This is a genomic window from Metapseudomonas otitidis, assembly GCF_900111835.1.
GTDB lineage: Bacteria > Pseudomonadota > Gammaproteobacteria > Pseudomonadales > Pseudomonadaceae > Metapseudomonas > Metapseudomonas otitidis.
Map to the genome: position 1 here is coordinate 247714 of NZ_FOJP01000001.1, position 19148 is coordinate 266861.

At 68.2% G+C, this 19148-nt stretch carries 22 protein-coding genes; 10 read left to right on the forward strand and 12 right to left on the reverse strand.

Translation table 11 applies throughout. The features are described 5' to 3' along the window. Positions 1–109: 109 nt before the first annotated feature. The 5 genes from ftsY to BM198_RS01235 all read left to right on the forward strand — a co-directional run bounded on the left by ftsY (position 110) and on the right by BM198_RS01235 (position 4881). A complete protein-coding gene (gene ftsY / locus BM198_RS01215; protein ID WP_074967180.1) occupies positions 110–1561 on the forward strand; it encodes a signal recognition particle-docking protein FtsY in 1452 nt (483 codons plus the stop codon). Further along, on the forward strand, positions 1558–2226 hold the full coding sequence (gene ftsE / locus BM198_RS01220) for a cell division ATP-binding protein FtsE (RefSeq protein ID WP_044403625.1): 669 nt from the start codon (positions 1558–1560) through the stop codon (positions 2224–2226). The genes ftsY and ftsE overlap by 4 nt, the downstream gene beginning before the upstream one ends. After that, the gene (gene ftsX, locus BM198_RS01225; protein WP_074967182.1) at positions 2226–3245 is read left to right on the forward strand and encodes a permease-like cell division protein FtsX; all 1020 of its coding nucleotides are present in this window, start codon (positions 2226–2228) and stop codon (positions 3243–3245) included. The genes ftsE and ftsX overlap by 1 nt, the downstream gene beginning before the upstream one ends. A gap of 114 nt (positions 3246–3359) precedes the next feature. Further along, a complete protein-coding gene (rpoH, locus tag BM198_RS01230; protein WP_044403623.1) occupies positions 3360–4214 on the forward strand; it encodes an RNA polymerase sigma factor RpoH in 855 nt (284 codons plus the stop codon). Between the two features lie 61 nt (positions 4215–4275). Continuing rightward, positions 4276–4881, forward strand: coding sequence for a hypothetical protein (locus tag BM198_RS01235; protein WP_083422289.1), 606 nt, complete (start codon positions 4276–4278; stop codon positions 4879–4881). On the opposite strand, the gene mtgA is transcribed toward BM198_RS01235, so the two are convergent. Further along, positions 4882–5592 carry a monofunctional biosynthetic peptidoglycan transglycosylase gene (mtgA, locus tag BM198_RS01240; protein WP_074967543.1) on the reverse strand — a complete coding sequence of 237 codons (711 nt, stop codon included), beginning with the start codon at positions 5590–5592 and terminating at the stop codon, positions 4882–4884. A 68-nt stretch (positions 5593–5660) separates the two neighbouring features. On the opposite strand from mtgA, the gene BM198_RS01245 reads away from it, so the two are divergent. From BM198_RS01245 to BM198_RS01265, 5 genes are all read left to right on the forward strand, one after another. Beyond that, positions 5661–6038: a DUF423 domain-containing protein gene (locus BM198_RS01245; protein WP_074967184.1), complete on the forward strand. Its 378-nt coding sequence runs from the start codon at positions 5661–5663 to the stop codon at positions 6036–6038. Positions 6039–6150: 112 nt separating this feature from the next. Then, complete coding sequence (thiS, locus tag BM198_RS01250) at positions 6151–6351, forward strand: sulfur carrier protein ThiS (protein ID WP_044403619.1); 201 nt, start codon at positions 6151–6153, stop codon at positions 6349–6351. Positions 6352–6370: 19 nt separating this feature from the next. Further along, positions 6371–7165 (forward strand): thiazole synthase, encoded by a 795-nt coding sequence (locus BM198_RS01255; protein WP_044403617.1) that lies wholly within the window; start codon positions 6371–6373, stop codon positions 7163–7165. Positions 7166–7173: 8 nt separating this feature from the next. Continuing rightward, positions 7174–7890, forward strand: a complete 717-nt coding sequence (gene trmB / locus BM198_RS01260; protein ID WP_044403615.1) for a tRNA (guanosine(46)-N7)-methyltransferase TrmB — start codon at positions 7174–7176, stop codon at positions 7888–7890. Positions 7891–8079: 189 nt separating this feature from the next. Beyond that, complete coding sequence (locus tag BM198_RS01265; protein WP_044403613.1) at positions 8080–9423, forward strand: DUF1329 domain-containing protein; 1344 nt, start codon at positions 8080–8082, stop codon at positions 9421–9423. A 138-nt stretch (positions 9424–9561) separates the two neighbouring features. Here the strand turns inward: BM198_RS01265 and BM198_RS01270 are convergent, their stop codons facing one another. The 11 genes from BM198_RS01270 to proC all read right to left on the reverse strand — a co-directional run bounded on the left by BM198_RS01270 (position 9562) and on the right by proC (position 19134). Next, positions 9562–9885 (reverse strand): DUF3392 domain-containing protein, encoded by a 324-nt coding sequence (locus BM198_RS01270; protein WP_044403610.1) that lies wholly within the window; start codon positions 9883–9885, stop codon positions 9562–9564. A 16-nt stretch (positions 9886–9901) separates the two neighbouring features. Continuing rightward, positions 9902–11107, reverse strand: a complete 1206-nt coding sequence (gene hemW / locus BM198_RS01275; protein ID WP_083422290.1) for a radical SAM family heme chaperone HemW — start codon at positions 11105–11107, stop codon at positions 9902–9904. Continuing rightward, positions 11104–11697, reverse strand: coding sequence for an RdgB/HAM1 family non-canonical purine NTP pyrophosphatase (gene rdgB / locus BM198_RS01280; protein ID WP_074967186.1), 594 nt, complete (start codon positions 11695–11697; stop codon positions 11104–11106). Before rdgB ends, hemW begins: the two co-directional genes overlap by 4 nt. Next, a complete protein-coding gene (locus BM198_RS01285; protein WP_074967188.1) occupies positions 11694–12113 on the reverse strand; it encodes a DUF4426 domain-containing protein in 420 nt (139 codons plus the stop codon). Before BM198_RS01285 ends, rdgB begins: the two co-directional genes overlap by 4 nt. Before the next feature lie 17 nt (positions 12114–12130). After that, entirely contained in the window at positions 12131–12751 is a 621-nt protein-coding gene (gene metW / locus BM198_RS01290) for a methionine biosynthesis protein MetW (protein ID WP_044403603.1), read from the reverse strand. Between the two features lie 15 nt (positions 12752–12766). Next, on the reverse strand, positions 12767–13906 hold the full coding sequence (gene metX, locus BM198_RS01295; protein ID WP_074967190.1) for a homoserine O-succinyltransferase MetX: 1140 nt from the start codon (positions 13904–13906) through the stop codon (positions 12767–12769). A gap of 95 nt (positions 13907–14001) precedes the next feature. Further along, positions 14002–15972 carry a dynamin-like GTPase family protein gene (locus BM198_RS01300; protein ID WP_074967192.1) on the reverse strand — a complete coding sequence of 657 codons (1971 nt, stop codon included), beginning with the start codon at positions 15970–15972 and terminating at the stop codon, positions 14002–14004. A 172-nt stretch (positions 15973–16144) separates the two neighbouring features. Beyond that, the gene (locus tag BM198_RS01305; RefSeq protein ID WP_044403598.1) at positions 16145–16441 is read right to left on the reverse strand and encodes a DUF167 domain-containing protein; all 297 of its coding nucleotides are present in this window, start codon (positions 16439–16441) and stop codon (positions 16145–16147) included. Then, positions 16441–17034, reverse strand: a complete 594-nt coding sequence (locus tag BM198_RS01310; RefSeq protein ID WP_074967194.1) for a YggT family protein — start codon at positions 17032–17034, stop codon at positions 16441–16443. Before BM198_RS01310 ends, BM198_RS01305 begins: the two co-directional genes overlap by 1 nt. A 91-nt stretch (positions 17035–17125) precedes the next feature. Beyond that, positions 17126–18313, reverse strand: coding sequence for a hypothetical protein (locus tag BM198_RS01315; RefSeq protein ID WP_074967196.1), 1188 nt, complete (start codon positions 18311–18313; stop codon positions 17126–17128). Positions 18314–18315: 2 nt separating this feature from the next. Further along, the gene (gene proC, locus BM198_RS01320; RefSeq protein WP_074967198.1) at positions 18316–19134 is read right to left on the reverse strand and encodes a pyrroline-5-carboxylate reductase; all 819 of its coding nucleotides are present in this window, start codon (positions 19132–19134) and stop codon (positions 18316–18318) included. Between the last annotated feature and the right edge of the window lie 14 nt (positions 19135–19148).

Below are 19148 nucleotides of genomic sequence, written 5' to 3' on the forward strand. Positions count from 1 at the left end.
GGCGTACCGCCTGCGGGCGAAGAGGTGCTAGGATACTCCATCCTTTTCCGGCGCGGCCAAGCTGTCGGGCCAGGCCCGCAGCGGCCGCTCCTTGAGATGCAAGCTACCCATGTTTGGTTCCAACGACGACAAGAAGACGCCGGCCGAGCCGGCCGAGAAAAAATCCCTGTTCGGCTGGTTCCGCCGCAAGTCCCAGGACGCGGCGCCGGCCCAGCCCGAGCCCACCCCTGAGGCCGCACCGGCCGTCGAAGCCGCCGAGGTTCCGACGCCCGCTCCAGCGTCCGAGTCGGTGAGCGCCGCTCAGCCCGAGTCGGTTGCGCCCGCGCCCATCGTCCCCGAGCCTGCTGCACCTGCACCTGCACCTGCACCTGCACCTGCACCTGCACCTGAAGTGGTCGCCCCCGCCGAGCCGACGGTACCCGTCGAACCGGTTGCGCCGGTCGAGCCCGTCGTGGCCCAGGCCGAGCAGCCCGTTGCAGAGGCCCCCGCCGTGGTGCCCTCGCCGGCGCCGGTTGCCGTGCCGGTGGAGCCGCTGCCCGAGGTGGCGGCGGTCGTTCCGGCTGCCGAGGCTCAGCCCGTGGTCGAGGCCGTCCCCGAGGCGGTTGCACCGGTGGCCGCCGAGCCGGCCCGCGCCGGCTTCTTCGCCCGCCTCAAGCAGGGTCTGTCGAAGACCAGCGCCAGCATCGGCGAGGGCATGGCCAGCCTGTTCCTCGGGCGCAAGGCCATCGATGACGACCTGCTGGACGAGATCGAGACCCGCCTGCTGACCGCCGACGTCGGCGTCGAGGCCACCACCTCCATCGTCCAGAGCCTGACCCAGAAGGTCGCGCGCAAGCAGCTGGCCGACGCCGATGCGCTGTACAAGGCGCTGCAGGACGAACTGGCCAGCCTGCTCAAGCCCGTCGAGCAGAAGCTGGTGATCGACAGCGCCAAGCGCCCCTACGTGATCCTCGTGGTCGGCGTGAACGGCGTCGGCAAGACCACCACCATCGGCAAGCTGGCCAAGAAGCTGCAGCTGGAGGGCAAGAAGGTCATGCTCGCCGCCGGTGACACCTTCCGCGCCGCCGCCGTCGAGCAGCTGCAGGTATGGGGCGAACGCAACAACATCGCCGTGATCGCCCAGCACACCGGCGCCGACTCCGCCTCGGTGATCTTCGACGCCGTGCAGGCCGCCAAGGCCCGTGGTGTGGATGTGCTGATCGCCGACACCGCCGGGCGCCTGCACACCAAGGACAACCTCATGGAGGAGCTGAAGAAGGTGCGCCGCGTGATCGGCAAGCTGGACGAGACCGCTCCCCACGAAGTGCTGCTGGTGCTGGACGCCGGCACCGGCCAGAACGCCATCAACCAGGCCAAGCAGTTCCACCAGGCGGTGAGCCTGTCGGGCCTGGCGCTGACCAAGCTGGACGGCACCGCCAAGGGCGGCGTGATCTTCGCCCTGGCCAAGCAGTTCGCCCTGCCGATCCGCTACATCGGCGTGGGTGAAGGTATCGACGACCTGCGCGACTTCGAGGCCGAGGCCTTCGTCCGCGCCCTGTTCGCCGAGCAGGAGCGCGCATGATCCGCTTCGAGCAGGTCGGCAAGCGCTATCCCAATGGCCATGTCGGCCTGCATGAACTGAGTTTCCGCGTCCGCCGGGGCGAGTTCCTCTTCGTCACCGGCCACTCCGGCGCCGGCAAGAGCACCCTGCTGCGGCTGCTGCTGGCCATGGAGCGTCCCACCACCGGCAAGCTGCTGCTGGCCGGGCAGGACCTCTCCACCATCACCAACTCCCAGATCCCCTTCCTGCGCCGGCAGATCGGCGTGGTGTTCCAGAACCACCAGCTGCTGTTCGACCGCACCGTGTTCGACAACGTGGCGCTGCCGCTGCAGATCCACGGCCTGTCCAAGCCGGAGATCGCCAAGCGCGTGGGCATCGCCCTGGAGCGCGTGTCCCTGTCGGACAAGGCCGAGCTGTTCCCGGCCGACCTGTCCACCGGCCAGCAACAGCGCGTGGGCATCGCCCGCGCCGTGGTGCATCGCCCGGCCCTGCTGCTGGCGGATGAACCCACCGGCAACCTGGACCCGCGCCTGGCCGCCGAGATCATGGGCGTTTTCGAGGACATCAACCGCTTGGGCACCACGGTTCTGATCGCCAGCCACGACCTGGCACTGATCGCCCGCATGCGCCACCGCATGCTGACCCTGCAACGCGGCCGCCTGATCGGCGACGGGGAGGCCGGCTGATGAGCGCATCCCGCATGCCGCCGCCCAAGCCCGCCGAGCGCGTGGGCGCCACGGCCCGTCCCGAGGAGCCGCAGAAAGACGGTGATGACGGCCCGGATTTCCGCACCCTGCTGGCGGCCTGGCTGGAAAGCCACCGTGCTAGCCTGATGGACAGCCTGCGCCGCCTGGGCCGGCAGCCCATCGGCAGCTTCTTCACCAGCCTGGTGATGGCCATTGCCCTGAGCCTGCCCATGGGGCTGTCGCTGCTGCTCAACAACGTCGAACGCCTGGGCGGCTCCTGGCAGCGCGCGGCGCAGATTTCCCTGTTCCTGCAGATGGACGCCAGCGAAGCCGACGGCCGCAAGCTGCGCGACGAGATCGCCGGCATGCTCGACGTGGCCGAAGCCGAGTGGATCAGCCGCGAGCAGGCGCTGGAAGAGTTCCAGCAGCAGACCGGGCTGGGCCAGGCACTCAAGGAGCTGCCGGAGAACCCCTTGCCCGGCGTGATCCTGGTGACGCCCAAGGAAGTCGACAAGACCACCCTGGAAGCCCTGCGCCTGCGCCTGGCCGAGCTGCCACGGGTGCAGCAGGCCCAGCTCGACCTGGTGTGGGTCGAGCGCCTGAGCGCCATCCTCAAGCTGGGCGAGCGTTTCATCTTCGGGCTCACCGTGCTGCTGGTGCTGGCGCTGTTGCTGGTGATCGGCAACACCATCCGCCTGCACATCGAGAACCGCCGGATCGAGATCGAGGTGATCAAACTGGTGGGTGGAACCGACAGCTACGTGCGGCGTCCCTTCCTTTATATGGGCGCGCTGTATGGCGTGGGTGCCGGCCTGCTGGCCTGGCTGGTGCTGGCCTACGGACTGGACTGGCTGAACGACGCCGTGGTGCGCCTAGCTGGTTTGTACGGCAGTGACTTCGCCCTCGCCGGCGTGCCGCTGGGCGACGGATTGTCGCTGTTGCTCGGCGCCATCCTGCTGGGCTACATCGGCGCCTGGCTGGCGGTGGCGCGCCACCTCAGCGAGCTGGCGCCGCGCTAGCAGAACCGCCCCGGGACGGGGCGGAAACGAGGGGTGTAACGAAACTTTTACGCCCCCTTGCAGTCATAAAGGCCAGTGCTACACTGCGCGAGCTTAGTGAATCGGAGGATTCGCATGACCACTTCCCTGCAACCTGTCTATGCCCTGGCCCCCGGTGCGAACCTGGATGCCTACGTGCATGCAGTCAACGGCATCCCGCTGCTGACGGTCGAACAGGAGCGCGAACTGGCCGAACGCCTCTTCTACCAACAGGATCTGGAAGCGGCGCGGCAAATGGTGTTGGCGCACCTGCGCTTCGTTGTACACATCGCCAAGAGTTATTCCGGTTACGGCCTGGCCCAGGCCGACCTGATCCAGGAAGGCAACGTCGGCCTGATGAAGGCCGTGAAGCGCTTCAACCCCGAGATGGGTGTGCGCCTGGTGTCCTTCGCGGTGCACTGGATCAAGGCCGAGATCCACGAGTTCATCCTGCGCAACTGGCGCATCGTCAAGGTCGCCACCACCAAGGCGCAGCGCAAGCTGTTCTTCAACCTGCGCAGCCAGAAGAAGCGCCTGTCCTGGCTGAACAACGAAGAAGTCCATGCCGTGGCCCAGAGCCTGGGCGTGGAACCCCATGAAGTACGCGAGATGGAAAGCCGGCTGACCGGCCATGACATGGCCTTCGACCCGGCGGCGGATGCCGACGACGACGCGGCCTACCAGTCCCCCGCGCACTACCTGGAAGACCACCGCTACGACCCGGCGCGTCAGCTGGAGGAAGCGGATTGGAGTGACAGCTCCACCGCCAACCTGCACGAAGCGCTGGAAGGCCTGGACGAGCGCAGCCGCGACATCCTCTACCAGCGCTGGCTGGCCGAGGAGAAGGCCACGCTGCACGACCTGGCCGCCAAGTACAACGTCTCCGCCGAGCGTATTCGCCAGCTGGAGAAGAACGCGATGAACAAGCTCAAGGGCTTCATCCAGGCCTGAGCCGTCGCATGATCGAAAGCCGCCCCAACGGGCGGCTTTTTTCTGCCCGGAGAAATCGACCATGGCGATGCCGTCCCTGCGCCCCGCCCACGGCGTGCTGTTTGTGCTGGTAGCCGTGTTGTTCTTCGGCCTGGCGATGTGGATGCAGCGGGGTGGCGAGCCTGCCGCCCCCCTGGCCTGCCTGGAAGCCTGGCAATCGCCGCTGCTGGAACCCATGGCCGAAGGCACGCTGACCCTGGCGGCGCTGGACGGCCAGGCCCACGGCGAGCTCTGGCTGCGCAACGCCGGCGAAGGCCCGCAACTGCTGTTCCGCAGCGAAGGGGAAGGCGAGGATGCCTGCAACCTGGAAGGTGAACTGGCCCTGGACGACGCCGAGCGTACGAGTCTGCTCAAGGCCCTGGGCGGACACTCCCCGGAGGGCGAGCAGCCCCTCAGCCGGCAGATGCTCGACCAACTGGGGCAGCACCGCTTGTCGGCCCTGGAAGTCCGCCCCCAGCAGCTGCCGGACGCGGAGCGGCTGGTGGCCAGCGTCGGCCAGCCCCGCCTGCGGCTCCAGTTGGGAGTGGGAGAAGCCTGGGTCTACCCGGTGGAAGGCCTGACCGCCCAGGTGGTGGATGGCCAGGTGCACCGCATCCGCGTGGTGCCCCGCGCCACCCTCAAGCAGTGATCAGAACGGCACGGCCGGCTTGAGCTGCTCCAGGTATTGGCTGCCCCCCAGCTGGCTCATCTGCTGGCGGATCCAGCCGGCGCGGCGGGCGACATAGCTGCCCGGGCGCCCGGCATTCCATTCCCGGGGGTTGGGCAGCACGGCGGCCAGCAGGCTGGCCTGGCGCCGTGACAGGTAGGGCGCGCCGATGCCGAAGTGGTGGCGTGCGGCGGCCTCGGCGCCGAACACGCCGTCACCCCATTCCACGCTGTTGAGGTAGACCTCGAGGATGCGCTGCTTCGGCCAGAGCGTCTCGATCAGCACCGTGAACCAGGCTTCCAGCCCCTTGCGCAGCCAGCTGCGGCCGGACCAGAGGAACAGGTTCTTGGCCACCTGCTGACTCAGGGTGCTGGCCCCGCGCAGGGAGCCGCCGCGCTCGTTGTGTGCCAGGGCGGCACGGATGGCGGGTACGTCGAAGCCCCAGTGCTCGGCGAACTTCTGATCCTCGGCGGCGATAACCGCCACCTTCAGGTCGTCGGGCAGTTCCTTCCAGGGGCGCCAGGTGCGCTGCAGGTCGATGGGTTCGCCATCGAACCACGACTCCACCTTGCGCTCCACCATGATCATGCTGCCGGGCGGCGGCACCCAGCGGAACAGCAGCACCAGCAGGACGGAACCGGCGGCGAACCAGATCAGCAGCTTCAACAGGCGACGACTCAGGGATCGGATCATGCGTGGCTTGGCCTGGGCGGGTTGGCGCGCCATTATAGCGGCCGCTCTCATCCTGTCTGGAGTGCCCAATGGCCCGGTTGTTCCTGCTGCTCGCCGCCTTCACCGGCTTCACCGGCGTCGCCCTCGGCGCCTTCGCTGCCCACGGCCTCAAGGCCCGGCTGAGCCCGGAGCACCTGGCGGTGTTCCAGACCGGCACCCACTACCAGCTGATCCACGCCCTGGCGCTGTTCGGCGTCGCCCTGCTCAGCCTCCACGCACCGGGGCGCCTGGTGAACGCGGCCGGCGGCTGCTTCGCCCTCGGCATCCTGCTGTTCTCCGGCAGCCTCTACCTGCTCACCCTCAGCGGCATCGGCAAGCTGGGCATCATCACCCCCTTCGGCGGCGTGTCCTTCCTGGCCGGCTGGCTGTGCCTGGGGCTCGCTGCTTGGCGCCTCGCCGCGCGCTGAAGCAGGCCTGACCCTGGCGTCAAAAAGCAGGACGAATGGCGTCATTCAGCCTTGGTCATCCCCAAGGTTCGGGGCTAGAATGCGGGCCCCCCAATGTTGTGACCGTCCCGTCATGCGCATCCAGTTGAACGGCGAATCCCACGAACTGCCCGACGGCCTGACCGTCGCGGACCTGATCGTCCGACTCGACCTGGCTGGCCGCCGTGTCGCGGTCGAGCTCAACCTCGACATCGTGCCGCGCAGCCAGCATGCCGCCACCGTCCTGCGCGATGGCGACCAGGTGGAAGTGGTACACGCCATCGGAGGCGGCTAGCCGCCCGCAAGGAGTCCACATGAGTCAGAAGCCGATCGACAAGCCATTCACCCTGGCAGGTCGGACCTATGAGTCGCGCCTGCTGGTCGGCACCGGCAAGTACAAGGACCTCGACGAGACCCGTCTGGCCATCGAGGCCTCCGGCGCCGAGATCGTCACCGTGGCGGTGCGCCGCACCAACATCGGCCAGAACCCCGGCGAGCCCAACCTGCTCGACGTGATTCCGCCCAGCCGCTACACCATCCTGCCGAACACCGCTGGCTGCTACGACGCCATCGAGGCCGTGCGCACCTGCCGCCTGGCCCGTGAGCTGCTGGATGGCCACAACCTGGTGAAGCTGGAAGTCCTGGCCGACCAGAAGACCCTCTTCCCCAACGTCATCGAGACCCTCAAGGCCGCCGAAGTGCTGGTCAAGGAAGGCTTCGACGTGATGGTGTACACCAGCGACGACCCCATCGTCGCCCGCCAGCTGGCCGAGATCGGCTGCATCGCCATCATGCCGCTGGCCGGCCTGATCGGCTCCGGCCTTGGCATCTGCAACCCCTACAACCTGCGGATCATCCTCGAGGAGACCCGGGTGCCCGTGCTGGTCGACGCCGGTGTCGGCACCGCCTCCGACGCCACCATCGCCATGGAGATGGGCTGCGACGCGGTGCTGATGAACAGCGCCATCGCCCACGCCCAGGACCCGGTGATGATGGGCGAGGCCATGAAGCACGCCATCGTCGCCGGCCGCCTGGCCTACCTGGCCGGCCGCATGCCCCGCAAGCTCTACGCCAGCGCCTCCTCGCCGCTGGATGGTCTGATTCGCTGAGAACCTCCATGACTGAACAGCTGGATTCGCCGAACGAGAACGGCGAAGTACGCCACCGCACCATCAAGAGCTTCGTGATGCGCGCCGGCCGCATGACCGACGGCCAGCAGCGCGGGCTCGACCAGGGCCTGCCGCGCTTCGGCCTGGAGCTGGCCGACGGCCTGCAGGACTTCGACGCGGTGTTCGGACGCCGTGCACCGCGCACCTTCGAGATCGGCTTCGGCATGGGGCACTCGACCCTGGAAATGGCCGCTGCCTCGCGGGACGAGGACTTCATCGGCGTCGAGGTGCACCGACCCGGCGTCGGCGCGCTGCTCAACGGCATGCTGACCCAGAACCTCGACAACATCCGCGTCTACACCTGCGATGCCCTCGAAGTCCTGCGGGACTGCGTCGCCGACGCCAGCCTCGACCGCGTCCTGCTGTTCTTCCCGGACCCGTGGCACAAGGCCCGCCATCACAAGCGCCGTATCGTCCAGCCCAGCTTCGCCGAACTGGTGCGCAGCAAGCTCAAGGTCGGCGGCGTGCTGCACATGGCCACCGACTGGGAACACTACGCCGAGCACATGCTCGAGGTGATGAACGCCGCCCCGGGCTACCGCAACCTCGCCGAGGACGGCCGCTACGTGCCGCGCCCCGAAGAGCGCCCGGTGACCAAGTTCGAACGCCGTGGCGAGCGCCTCGGCCACGGTGTCTGGGACCTGAAGTTCCAGCGCATCGACTGATCCACCGCAGTACCCGCCCCGTGCCCTGGCAGCACGGGGCATTCAGGAACGACCCCATACACAGACCGGGACCACCCGGCCGCCAGGACGGCACCCCTCACCTGATCCGACACTGAACAGGCCCCGCCCCGCCGGCGGTGGCACAAGAACAAGAGCGACGCCACCCATGAGCGCCGCGAGGAGAAGGCTGTGTTGAGAAAGTTAGCAATTCTGCTGCTGGCGTCCTGCGCCCTGCAGGCCCAGGCCAAGGTCGACGCCGACCAGGCCGCGCGTTTGGGAGGGGAGCTGACGCCGCTGGGCGGCCAGCGCGCCGGCAACGCCGAGGGTTCCATTCCCGCCTGGGACGGCGGCCTGTCCACCCCGCCCGCCAGCTACCAGCCGGGCATGCACCACCCCGATCCCTACGCCGGCGAATCGCCCAAGTACGTGATCACGGCCCGCAATGCCAGCCAGTACGCCGCGCACCTGCCTGCCGGCCTGAAGGCGCTGGTGGAAACCTACCCCGACTATTCCATCCGGGTCTTCCCGACCCACCGCAGCGCAGCCGCCCCCCAGCGCATCTACGACGCGACCCGCCTCAATGCCCTCAATGGCGAGCTGATCGCCGGCGGCAACGGCGTGCAGGGCGTGGCGGCGGGCATCCCGTTCCCGATCCCGGCCAGCGGGCTGGAGGTGATCTGGAACCACATCCTGCGCTACCGCGGTGACCAGATCCATTTCGTCACCAACCAGGCGGCGGTGCTGGCCAACGGCAGCTACAACCTGCTGAAGCTGGATCGCAACATCTACTTCGTCTACGGCCGCGACGGCGTGACCCCGAAGGACCTGGAAAACACCATCTTCTATTACAAGTACGCGGTGGTGGCCCCGGCCAAGCTCGCGGGCTCGGCGCTGGTGGTGCAGGAAACCCTCGACCAGGTGCTGTCCATCCGCAAGGCCTGGCGCTTCAATCGGGGCGAGCGTCGCGTCCGCCGCCTGCCGATGCTTGCCTACGACACCCTGCAGCCGGACACCAACGGCATGGCCACCGCCGACGTGGTCGACTCCTACAACGGTGCACCGGAGCGCTACGACTGGACGCTGGTGGGCAAGCAGGAAATGCTCGTGCCGTACAACAGCTACGCCGTGCACCAGAAGGGAATCCCCTACGATCAGATCCTCAAGACCAAGTTCGTCAACCCGGACCTGCTGCGGTACGAGCTGCACCGCGTCTGGATCGTCGAAGCCTCGCTGCGCAAGGGCTTCACCCACCCCTACGCCAAGCGCCGCTTCTACATCGATGAGGACAGCTGGCAGATCCTCGCGGTGGACCTGTACGACAAGGACGGAAAACTGACCGGCCTGCAGGAAAGTCACCCGATCAGCTACTACGATGTCCCCATGTTCGGCAGCACCCTGGAGACCATCTACGACTTCGCCGGCTCGCGCTATTTCGCCGATGGCCTGGACAACAACGAACCGATGTACGACTTCAAGGCGCCCCTCGGCCCGCGTGACTTCACGCCCCAGGCCCTGCGCCGCGAAGGCAACTGATATTCCGGCCTGCCTGGCCACGCTCCAACCGCCCTTCGGGGCGGTTTTTTATTGCCGCTGATTCCCGGGGAGAAGGGCTGTCGACTTCGGTCGGTGCTTTGAGAGGGGGGCACCCTGCCTGGCAGGCAGGGTACGGACTCAGCTCCGATCAGCCAGGACGCCGATCAGGAAGAACACCAGGAGCAGCACGGGGGCCAGGGTGTAGTTGTTGAAGTAGCCCAGGCCCTTGGCCAGCCAGGGCGTGAGGAAGATCATCGCCAGCCCGTAGCCCAGCGCGCACAGGGTGACGAACAGCAGGGTGCGGAAGAGGAAGTTGAGCCCGCCGATGCGCTGCTGGATCCAGGCGTTGATGCCCGGGCCGAGCAGCACCAGCAGGGTGGCCATGATGGCCAGGGAGATGTCGTAGAGGTGGCCACGGCTCCAGCGCGAGAGGGTGGCTACCAGGTCCAGGATCAGGTCCATCGATCGTCCTTAGCCCTCAGGGCAGGAAGCGTTGCAGCAGGTCGTTGAGAAACAGCTGGCCCTTGGGCGTGGCCGCCAGGCGCGCGGGGTCGGCCTGGAGCAGGCCCTGGGCCTCGGCCTCGCGGCGTGAAGCTGCCAGGTCGGCCAGGGACAGCCCGGTGCGCTGGGGGTAGAGCCCGGCGGGGACGCCGTCGGTGAGGCGCAGGGCGTTCATCAGGAACTCGAACGGCAGCTCGTCGGCGTCCAGCTCCCGTGCGCCGGCCTGGAAGGCCTTGGCCGGGTCGAGGTAGTCCTTGGGCAGGCGGGTCTTCCAGGTGCGCTGGATGCGGCCCTCGGGGCTGCTCAGCTTGGCGTGGGCGCCGGCGCCGATGCCGAGGAAGTCGCCGAAGGTCCAGTAGTTGAGGTTGTGCCGGGCCTGGCGCCCGGCGCGGGCGTAGGCGGACACCTCGTACTGGGCGTAGCCGGCCTCGGCCAGGAGGGCCTGGCCGGCTTCCTGGATGTCCCACAGCAGGTCGTCTTCCGGCAACTGGGGCGGCTGGGACCAGAACACCGTGTTCGGCTCCATGGTCAGCTGGTACCAGGAGAGGTGGGTCGGCCCCTCGGCGATGGCGGTGCGCAGGTCGTACAGCGCGTCCTCCAGGCTCTGGTCCGGCAGGCCGTGCATCAGGTCCAGGTTGAAGTTGTCGAAGCCGGCGTTGCGCGCCATGTCGGCGGCGCGGATCGCCTCGCTGCCGTCGTGGATGCGTCCCAGGGCCTTGAGCTTGTCGCCCTGAAAGCTCTGCACGCCGATGGACAGGCGGTTGATGCCGAGCTGGCGGTAGGCGGAGAACTTGGCTTGCTCGAAGGTGCCCGGGTTGGCTTCCAGGGTGATCTCGATGTCAGGGGCGAAGGGCACCCGGCGCTCGATGCCTTCCAGCAGCCGGCCCAGGGCCGCGGCGCTGAACAGGCTGGGGGTGCCGCCGCCGAAGAAGATCGAGGTCAGCGGGCGGCCGTGGACGTGGACGAGGTCCTGTTCCAGGTCCGCCAGCACGGCGTCGACGTAGTCCGTCTCAGGCAGCTCCGGGCCGGCGGCGTGGGAGTTGAAGTCGCAGTACGGGCATTTGCGCACGCACCAGGGGATGTGCACGTAGGCCGCCAGGGGCGGCAGCTGGAAGCCCTGGGGCAGGTGCTCCGGTGCGTCGGGTGTGGCGTGCGACGCGGGGCTTCCGGCGTCCGGCTTCATATCCCCAACCGCTGCTTGAGCAGGGCCATGGCGCGGGCGCGGTGGCTCAGGCGGTTCTTGTCCGCCGGGGCCAGTTCGGCGGCGGAGGCGTTGCATTCGGCGACCCAGAACAGCGGGTCGTAGCCGAAGCCGTGCTCGCCGCGTGCTTCGAAGAGGATGCTGCCGCGCCAGAGACCCTCACAGAGGATCGGCAACGGATCGTCGGCGTGGCGCATCAGCGCCAGGGAGCAGATGAACTGCGCACCACGGCCGGCTTCCGGTACGTCCTTCAGGGCGTCCAGCAGCTTGGCGTTGTTGGCGGCATCGCCCTGGCCACCTGCGTAGCGCGCGGAGTAGATGCCCGGCGCACCGCCGAGGACGTCCACCGCCAGGCCAGAGTCGTCCGCCAGGGCCGGCAGGCCCGAGACGCGCGCGGCGTTGCGGGCCTTGAGGATGGCGTTCTCGACGAAGGTCAGGCCGGTTTCCTCGGGTTCGATGTCGCTGAACTCGCCGATGGAGCGCACGCGCACGCTGTCACCCAGCATGGCCTGGAGTTCCTTGAGCTTGCCGGCGTTGTGACTGGCCAGCACCAGTTCCTTGAAGGGCATCATTCGTCTGGGAAGAATTCCTGGTCGAAGGTGAAGGTATGCGGGGCGCTGTCGCCCTGCTGCACCGTGAGGGTGAACTTGAGCATTTCGCGCTGGGTGAAGGGGAACTGCGCCAGGTAGTAGATGGCGCCCCCTTCGCTGACCTGGCGGAAGGCCAGGGGCGTGACCTTGCCGAGCAGGTCCTTGACCTGGCCGCTGACCTGGGCGGTGCTGGGCTTGCCGGCCTTGAGCACGGCGATGTTCACCACGCCCTGGGTCTTGCTGCGCACCAGGCCGGCTGCGGCGGCGATGTCCGGCTGCAGGAAGCCGGAGTTGAAGGCGCTGTAGTGCACGTCGAGCTCGCCGAAGGTCTGTTTGCGCTCCGCGACGGCGGGCAGGGACAGGCAGAGGGCGAAGAGGCAGAAGATGAGGCGACGCATGGTGGAGGTCCTCCAGGTCAGATCGCGATGCGGCTTTCAGGCAGGCCGGGGCCACTGACTCGATAGATGCCGATTTCGCCCAGCAGGTTGGGCCACAGGCGGCTCGGCAGATTGTGCCTGTGCAGGCGGTCGACGGCCAGGCGATCCAGCACCCGTACCCTGAGGTCCTGACAGAGGGCCTCGAAGTCGTGGAAGGTGCAGAAGTGGATGTTCGGCGTGTTGTACCAGGTGTAGGGCAGGAAGTCGGAAACCGGCATCCGCCCGTTGCGCGCCAGGTACCAGCGGCAGCGCCAGTGGCCGAAGTTGGGGAAGGTGATGATGCACTCGCGGCCGACGCGGAGCATTTCCTCCAGCAGCTTGTCCGGGTAGTGCACGGCCTGCAGGGCCTGGGTCATGACCACCACGTCGAAGCTGTTGCTGGCGAAGTTGCCGAGGCCCTTGTCCAGGTCCTGTTCGATGACGTTGACGCCGTTCTGCAGGCAGCGGGCGATGTTGTCCGGGTCGATCTCCAGGCCGTAGCCGGTGACCTCCTTGTGGTCACGCAGCCAGGCCAGCAGGTCGCCGTCGCCGCAGCCCAGGTCGAGCACGCGGCTGCCGGCGGGGATCCAGTCCTTGATGATTTCGAGGTCGGCTCGCACGGAAGGGCTTCCTAGTCAGAGGGCGATGCGGTTCATGTAGCCGCTGAAGGCCTGCAGATAACGCGGGATCGGTATGAGGAAGGCGTCGTGGCCCTGGGGCGCGTCGATTTCCAGGTAGCTGACGTTCTTCCGCGCGGCGGTCAGGGCGTCGACGATCTCCCGCGAGCGGGCCGGGGAGAAGCGCCAGTCGGTGGTGAAGGACATCACCAGGAAGTTCGCCTTGGACGCCGACAGGGTGCGCGCCAGGTCACCGCCATGGGCGGCGGCGGGGTCGAAGTAGTCCAGCGCCTTGGTCATCAGCAGGTAGGTGTTGGCGTCGAAGCGCCCGGAGAACTCCTCGCCCTGGTAGCGCAGGTAGCTTTCCACCTGGAACTCGACGCTGTGGAAGTCGTAGTTGAGCTTCTCGCTCTTCAGGCCACGGCCGAATTTCTCGCCCATGGCGTCGTCGGAGAGGTAGGTGATGTGGCCGACCATGCGCGCCAGCATCAGGCCGCGCTTGGGGATCACGCCCTGTTCCTGGAAGTGCCCGCCGTGGAATTCCGGGTCGGTGAGGATGGCCTGGCGGGCCACCTCGTTGAAGGCGATGTTCTGGGCCGACAGCTTGGGCGCCGAGGCGATGGCCAGGCAATGGCGGACGCGGTCCGGGTAGCTGATGGTCCACTGCAGCGCCTGCATGCCACCGAGGCTGCCGCCCACCACCGCGGCCCATTGGCCGATGCCCAGGGCGTCGGCGAGGCGGGCCTGGCTGTGCACCCAGTCCTCCACCGTCATCACCGGGAAGTCAGCGCCATAGGGCTTGCCGGTGGCCGGGTTGAGGCTGGAAGGGCCGGTGGAACCGTTGCAGCCGCCGAGGTTGTTGAGGCTGACGACGAAGAAGCGGCGGGTGTCGATGGCCTTGCCGGGGCCGATGCAGCTGTCCCACCAGCCGGGCTTGCGGTCTTCCATGCTGTGGTAGCCGGCGGCGTGGTGGTGGCCGGACAGCGCATGGCAGATGAGGACCGCGTTGCTGCGGCTGGCGTTGAGTTCGCCGTAGGTCTCGTAGACCAGTTCGTAGTCGGTGAGGGTGCGGCCGCAGGCCAGCGACAGCGGTTCGCTGAAGCGCTGCACCTGGGGCGTCACCAGGCCGACGGAGTCTTCGGGAATGACGGTGGGCATCGCAACCGCTGCTCTTTTTTCAGGAAGGGCGCCAGTCTAAAGAGCACCGCAGCACCCGGCAAGCGCGCGGCTGCGCGTGCCGGGAGGGGGCTGGATCACTGCTGGCGGGCCACTCGCGGCAGGGTGACCACCTTGCCCTGGCGCTGGATCGGCGCCGGGCGGCGCAGGGCGCGGAGCATGTCGTTGGCCTGGCTGAGCTGGCGTTCCAGTTCGTCCACGTAGCGGGTCAGCTGGAGCACGCGCTGGCGGGCCTGCTGGGTGTCCTGGGCGAGGGCCTTGAGGCGCAGCATGTGGGTTTCCAGCAGCTGCTTGTGCTCCAGGGTGTTCTGCATCAGCGGCATCAGCGCTTCGGCAGCCCATTGGGCGACCTCCTGGCGCAGGCGCTGGTGCAGGCCGATCACTTCCTGCACCAGGGTGGAGAAGAAGCGCCGGGTCAGCAGGCGCTGCTCGGTGAGCAGGGTCTTCAGGTGCAGGCGGAACTGATCGCCCTTCTGCCGCAGTTGCCCCAGTTCGCGGTAGTAGCGGGTGAGGTCGAACTGTGGCGCGTCGACGCCCTGCAGCGGGCTTTCCTCGTTATGCCGGCGGTACAGCGCGGCGACCATGCGGTTGGCGGCGTCGGCCTCGTGGTCGAGGGCGTGCAGGTCGGTCTCCACGGCACGGAAGAAGTGCAGGATGGCCTGGTTGATGCCGACGGTGGTCCAGCTGCCGGTCAGGTCGCGGCGCACGCGCGCCAGGTGTTCCTCCAGGCGCTCGGGGCGCACGGCAGCGCGCAGCAGCTCGCCCTGGCGCTTGACCAGGCGTTGGTTGGTCTTCAGGCCCAGCAGCCGGCGATGGTGCCGGGCGTGGTCTTCCTTGGTGCGGGCGGTCAGCTCGAACAGCAGCTGGCCGTTGTCGTTCTGGTGGGTGCTGAGCAGCGCCTGCTGCTCGCGGACCTTCTCCAGGCGCAGGTTGAGCACGTGCTGGCTGTTCTGCAGCAGCGCCAGGACCTGGTTGACCACGCGGGTCTCCAGCAGGCGTTCCTTCTGGGCGACGATGCGCTCGCAGAGCAGGTGCTCGAGGTTGGCCATCTGGCTGCGGGCGAGCAGTTCGTCGTCCTTGCGCACCTTGGCCAGCAGGGCCTGCTTGGCCGAGAGCGGCAGCACGTCCTCGCGGCGGATGCCGAGCTGGCGGGCGGTGGCGTCCTGGATCTGGCGGATGGCGTTCTGCACGAAGGTCTCGCCGGCCAGGTCGTCCCAGAGCACGTCGATCTTGTTCAGCACGGCGAACAGGCTGGTCTGGGTGTCGTCGTCCAGCTGGCGGATGTGCTGCAGCCAGATGTCCATGTCGCTGGCGGTCACGCCGGTGTCGGCAGACAGCAGGAATATCACCGCCTGGGCGGCGGGCAGCATGGACAGGGTGAGTTCGGGTTCGGCACCCAGGGCGTTCAGGCCGGGGGTGTCGAGGATGCGCAGGCCCTGGCGCAGCAGCGGGTGGTCGAAGTTGACCATGGCATGGCGCCAGGCGGGTACCAGCACCATGCCGGGACGGCCGGCGGGTTCCAGGGTGTCGGGGTGGAAGCCGAGCTGGATGGCCTGCTCAACGGGCATCGGCTTGGTCTTGGCCACCTGGGTGAAGGCCTGGACCATGTTGTCCGGGTCGCTGGTGTCCAGGGGGATGTTCACCCAGTGGCGGGGGATGCGCTTGAACTGGGCGACGCTGGCCGAGGCGGTGCGGGTCTCGATGGGCAGCAGGCGGATGTAGGGACGTTCCGAGCGCGGGTCGTGGAACAGCTCGGTGGGGCACATGGTGGTGCGCCCGGCCTGGGACGGCAGCATGCGCTGGCCGTACTCGGAGAAGAACAGGCTGTTGATCAGCTCGGTCTTGCCGCGGGAGAACTCGCCGACGAAGGCCAGGGTGATGTGGTCGGTGCGCAGCAGGCGCAGGGCGCGCTCGAGCTTGTCCTGCACGGCGGCGGTGCTCAGGCGGCTGTGTTCCAGCCAGCTGCGGTAGCGGGTGATTTCCCGCATCAGCTCGCGCTTCCAGGCGACGTAGGCGTCCACCTGCTGACTCAGTCGTTCCATGCTCATCCTGGCTCTCCTTCCGCTCACGCGTCCTGCGTTCAGAAACTAAGGGGGGAACTCGACAACGATGGTACGGCCGTCTCGACAGCGGGCCGATGCCTGGGCGGGCGTTCGGCAATTATCCGCCGTCCCGGCTGGCCGTCAATCGAGCGGCTTCACAGTCCCGCCTTAAGGTCTGTCAGGGTTGCCGAGCGGTCAGGCCGGGCAGCGCCGGCAGGGTGCGCGGGGTGCGGATGCGCACGCGCTTCTGGCGGTTAAGCTCGCCGCCTTCCAGGCTCACCTGGCTCTTGGCGACGCCGAAGGCGTCGGCGAGGAAGGCCATCAGGTGGGCATTGGCCCGGCCTTCGATGGGCGGTGCGGTGAGGCGGATCTTCAGGCGATCCCCGTGCAGCCCGGCGAACTCGTCGCGGCTCGCCTTGGGCTGCAGGTGGCAGGCGAGGATCAGGTCCTCGCCGTCCCAGCGGAACCAGCTCATCAGAGGAAGGGGCTGAGCTGCGGCGGCATCTGGGTCATGGCGGCCAGGCCGCCGATGACGAAGCGATCCAGCAGGTTCAGCGCGATGAAGGCGAAGATCGGCGAGATATCCAGCCCGCCCAGGTTCGGCAGCAGCTTGCGGAAGGGGGCCAGCAGCGGCTCGCAGATCTGGTTCACCAGCTGGGCGCCGGGGTTGTAGCTGCCGGGGGAGACCCAGGAGAGGATCACGCTGATGATCATGGCGAAGAAGAACACCTTGAGGAACAGCGAGGTGATGCTGATCACCGACCACACCAGCAGCTGCGGCAGCGCGCCCAGGGGGTTGGCGCCCATCAGCAGCACCACCACGATCATCAGCAGCCACTGCAGCAGCACGGCCAGCACCAGGGAGGCCAGGTCGAGCCCGCCGAGGCCGGGGATGACCTTGCGCAGCGGGTTCAGCAGGGGCTTGGTGGCCCGCACCACGAACTGGCTGAGGGGGTTGTAGAAGTCGGCCCGTACCAGCTGCAGGATGAAGCGCAGCAGTACGACCAGCAGGTAGAGGCTGCCAAGGGTCTGGATCACATAGATCGCGGCGGAGGCGAGTCCGGTCATTGGGCGTTCCTTGTGGAGGTGGGCGCACGGCCAGCGGGGATGCCGGCGATGCGGGCTACTTTATCGGGATTCCCGGTGCGCATGGAGGGTGTCACTGCCCGGCCATCAGGTCCGGTCCGTTACAGCGCGTGTCCTCATGGTCGCCGAGAGTCATCAGGGTGAAGCCGTCGGGTCGCTGGAGGATGGTGGCGTAGGCATAGGCCAGGTCGTGCAGGTCCTTCTTGCTGTCGTACAGCTGGATCTCCACCTGGAAGCGGCCGGCGTCCTTGCAGGCACGTACCGGGCCGTAGAGCAGGGTGATGCCGGGCTCAGCGCGCTGCGCCTTGAGCTGTTCGCGGGCGGTCAGGTTCTGCTGGCGCTGTTCCGGGGCGCTCCAGTCGCCGGCCAGCGCATCGTCCACCATCAGCCATTCGTCGACGAAGCCCCGGCCGTTGCTGGCGGCCGGCTGGATGCGCTGCAGGGCGTCGCCATCCAGGCGGTAGCGGTAGATGCCGGCGCGGGTCATGCGGTCGGCGTCCAGGCTGCCCACTTCGGCGCGTAGCTCGAAGCCGTCGGGCCGGGCCTTCAGGCGTGGCTCGGTTTCGTCGCGCACGTAGCCCTGCTGCAGGTGGTGCAGGGTGCGCTGGGCGGTCTCGCCATTGCGCGGCTGCACCACATCCACGGCCAGCCGGCTCCAGCGCGAGGTGCACCAGGGGGTGCCGTGGGCGATGACGAACTGCCCGCCGGCCAGGCGCACGTATTGGTAGAAGTCGCCGTAGGCGTCGGAGAGCTCCTTCAGCGGCGGGCTGCGCCATTCCAGGGTGCGCACCCAGCGGTCGCCTTCCCGGGCATAGCCGAGCAGCAGGATGTCGCCGCCGCAGGGGATGGAGGTGACGGCCTGGACCACCACCATCGGCGGCAGCCCCGGCTCGTCGTGACGCGCCACGGCATAGGGGCTCACCGAGGTTTCCTCGCCTTCCGGCGCCGGCTGGGCGGGCATCAGCTCGCGGGCCATTTCCTGCTGCAGGGCGTCGGCATCGAGGTCGGCACCGCTGCACGCCAGGCGCGCATCCAGGGCGCGGGTGATGGCGTCCTTGTGGGCTTCCACGGCGGTGGCGATGGCCGGGGAAACGTCGGTGGGCAGCTCTTCGTCCTGCCCGTCAAGGCCGGCCTGGACCTGCTCGAAGGCGGTGCGGGTGGCCTGGGCCAGGTCGGGTTGCAGGGCGCAGGTGTCCGCCAGCGCTGGCAGGCCCAGCGAGAGCAGCAGGGGCGCCAGTGACCAGGCGACTGAGCGCGGCATGCTCATTGCCCGAGCTGGTCGGCCAGTTCGGCGGAACGGCGGTCGGCAGCGCCCAGAGCCTGCTCCACCAGGGATTCGAAGCCATTGCCCTGGAAGGATTTGATGGCCGCCTCGGTGGTGCCGTTGGGGGAGGTGACGCGGCGGCGCAGCTCGGCCGGGCCGACATCGCTGCCCACGGCCATGCGTGCGGCGCCCAGGGCGGTCTGCAGGGTCAGCCGGGCGGCCACTTCGGGGCTCAGGCCCAGCTTCTCGCCGGCGGCGGTCATGGCTTCCATCAGCAGGAAGAAGTAGGCCGGGCCGCTGCCGGAGACGGCGGTGACGGCGTCGATCTGCTTCTCCTCGTCGAGCCACAGGGCGATGCCCACGGCTTGCAGCAGCTGCTCGGCCTGGCGGCGTTGCTCGTCGCTGACGGCGGCGGTGGCGTACAGGCCGCTGGCGCCTTCGCCCAGCAGGGCCGGGGTGTTGGGCATGCAGCGCACGATGGAGTCGACGCCCAGCCAGCGGGCCAGGCTGGCGCAGGGGATGCCGGCAGCGATGGACACGATCAGCTGGCCAGCGGACAGGCTCGGGGCCAGCGCTTCGCACACGGCCTTCATGACCTGGGGCTTGGTGGCCAGGACCACCACATCGGCGCCGCGCACGGCGTCGGCGTTGCTCTCGACCACTTCGATGCCGTGCTCGGCGGCGATGCGGGCGCGCTGCTCGGCGCCGGGGTCGCTGGCGCGGATGTGGTCGGCCGGAACGCCCTGGGCGCGCAGGCCACCGATCAGGCTGGCAGCCATGTTGCCGGCGCCGATGAATGCAATGCGGGGAGTGCTCATGTCGTGTTCCTTCC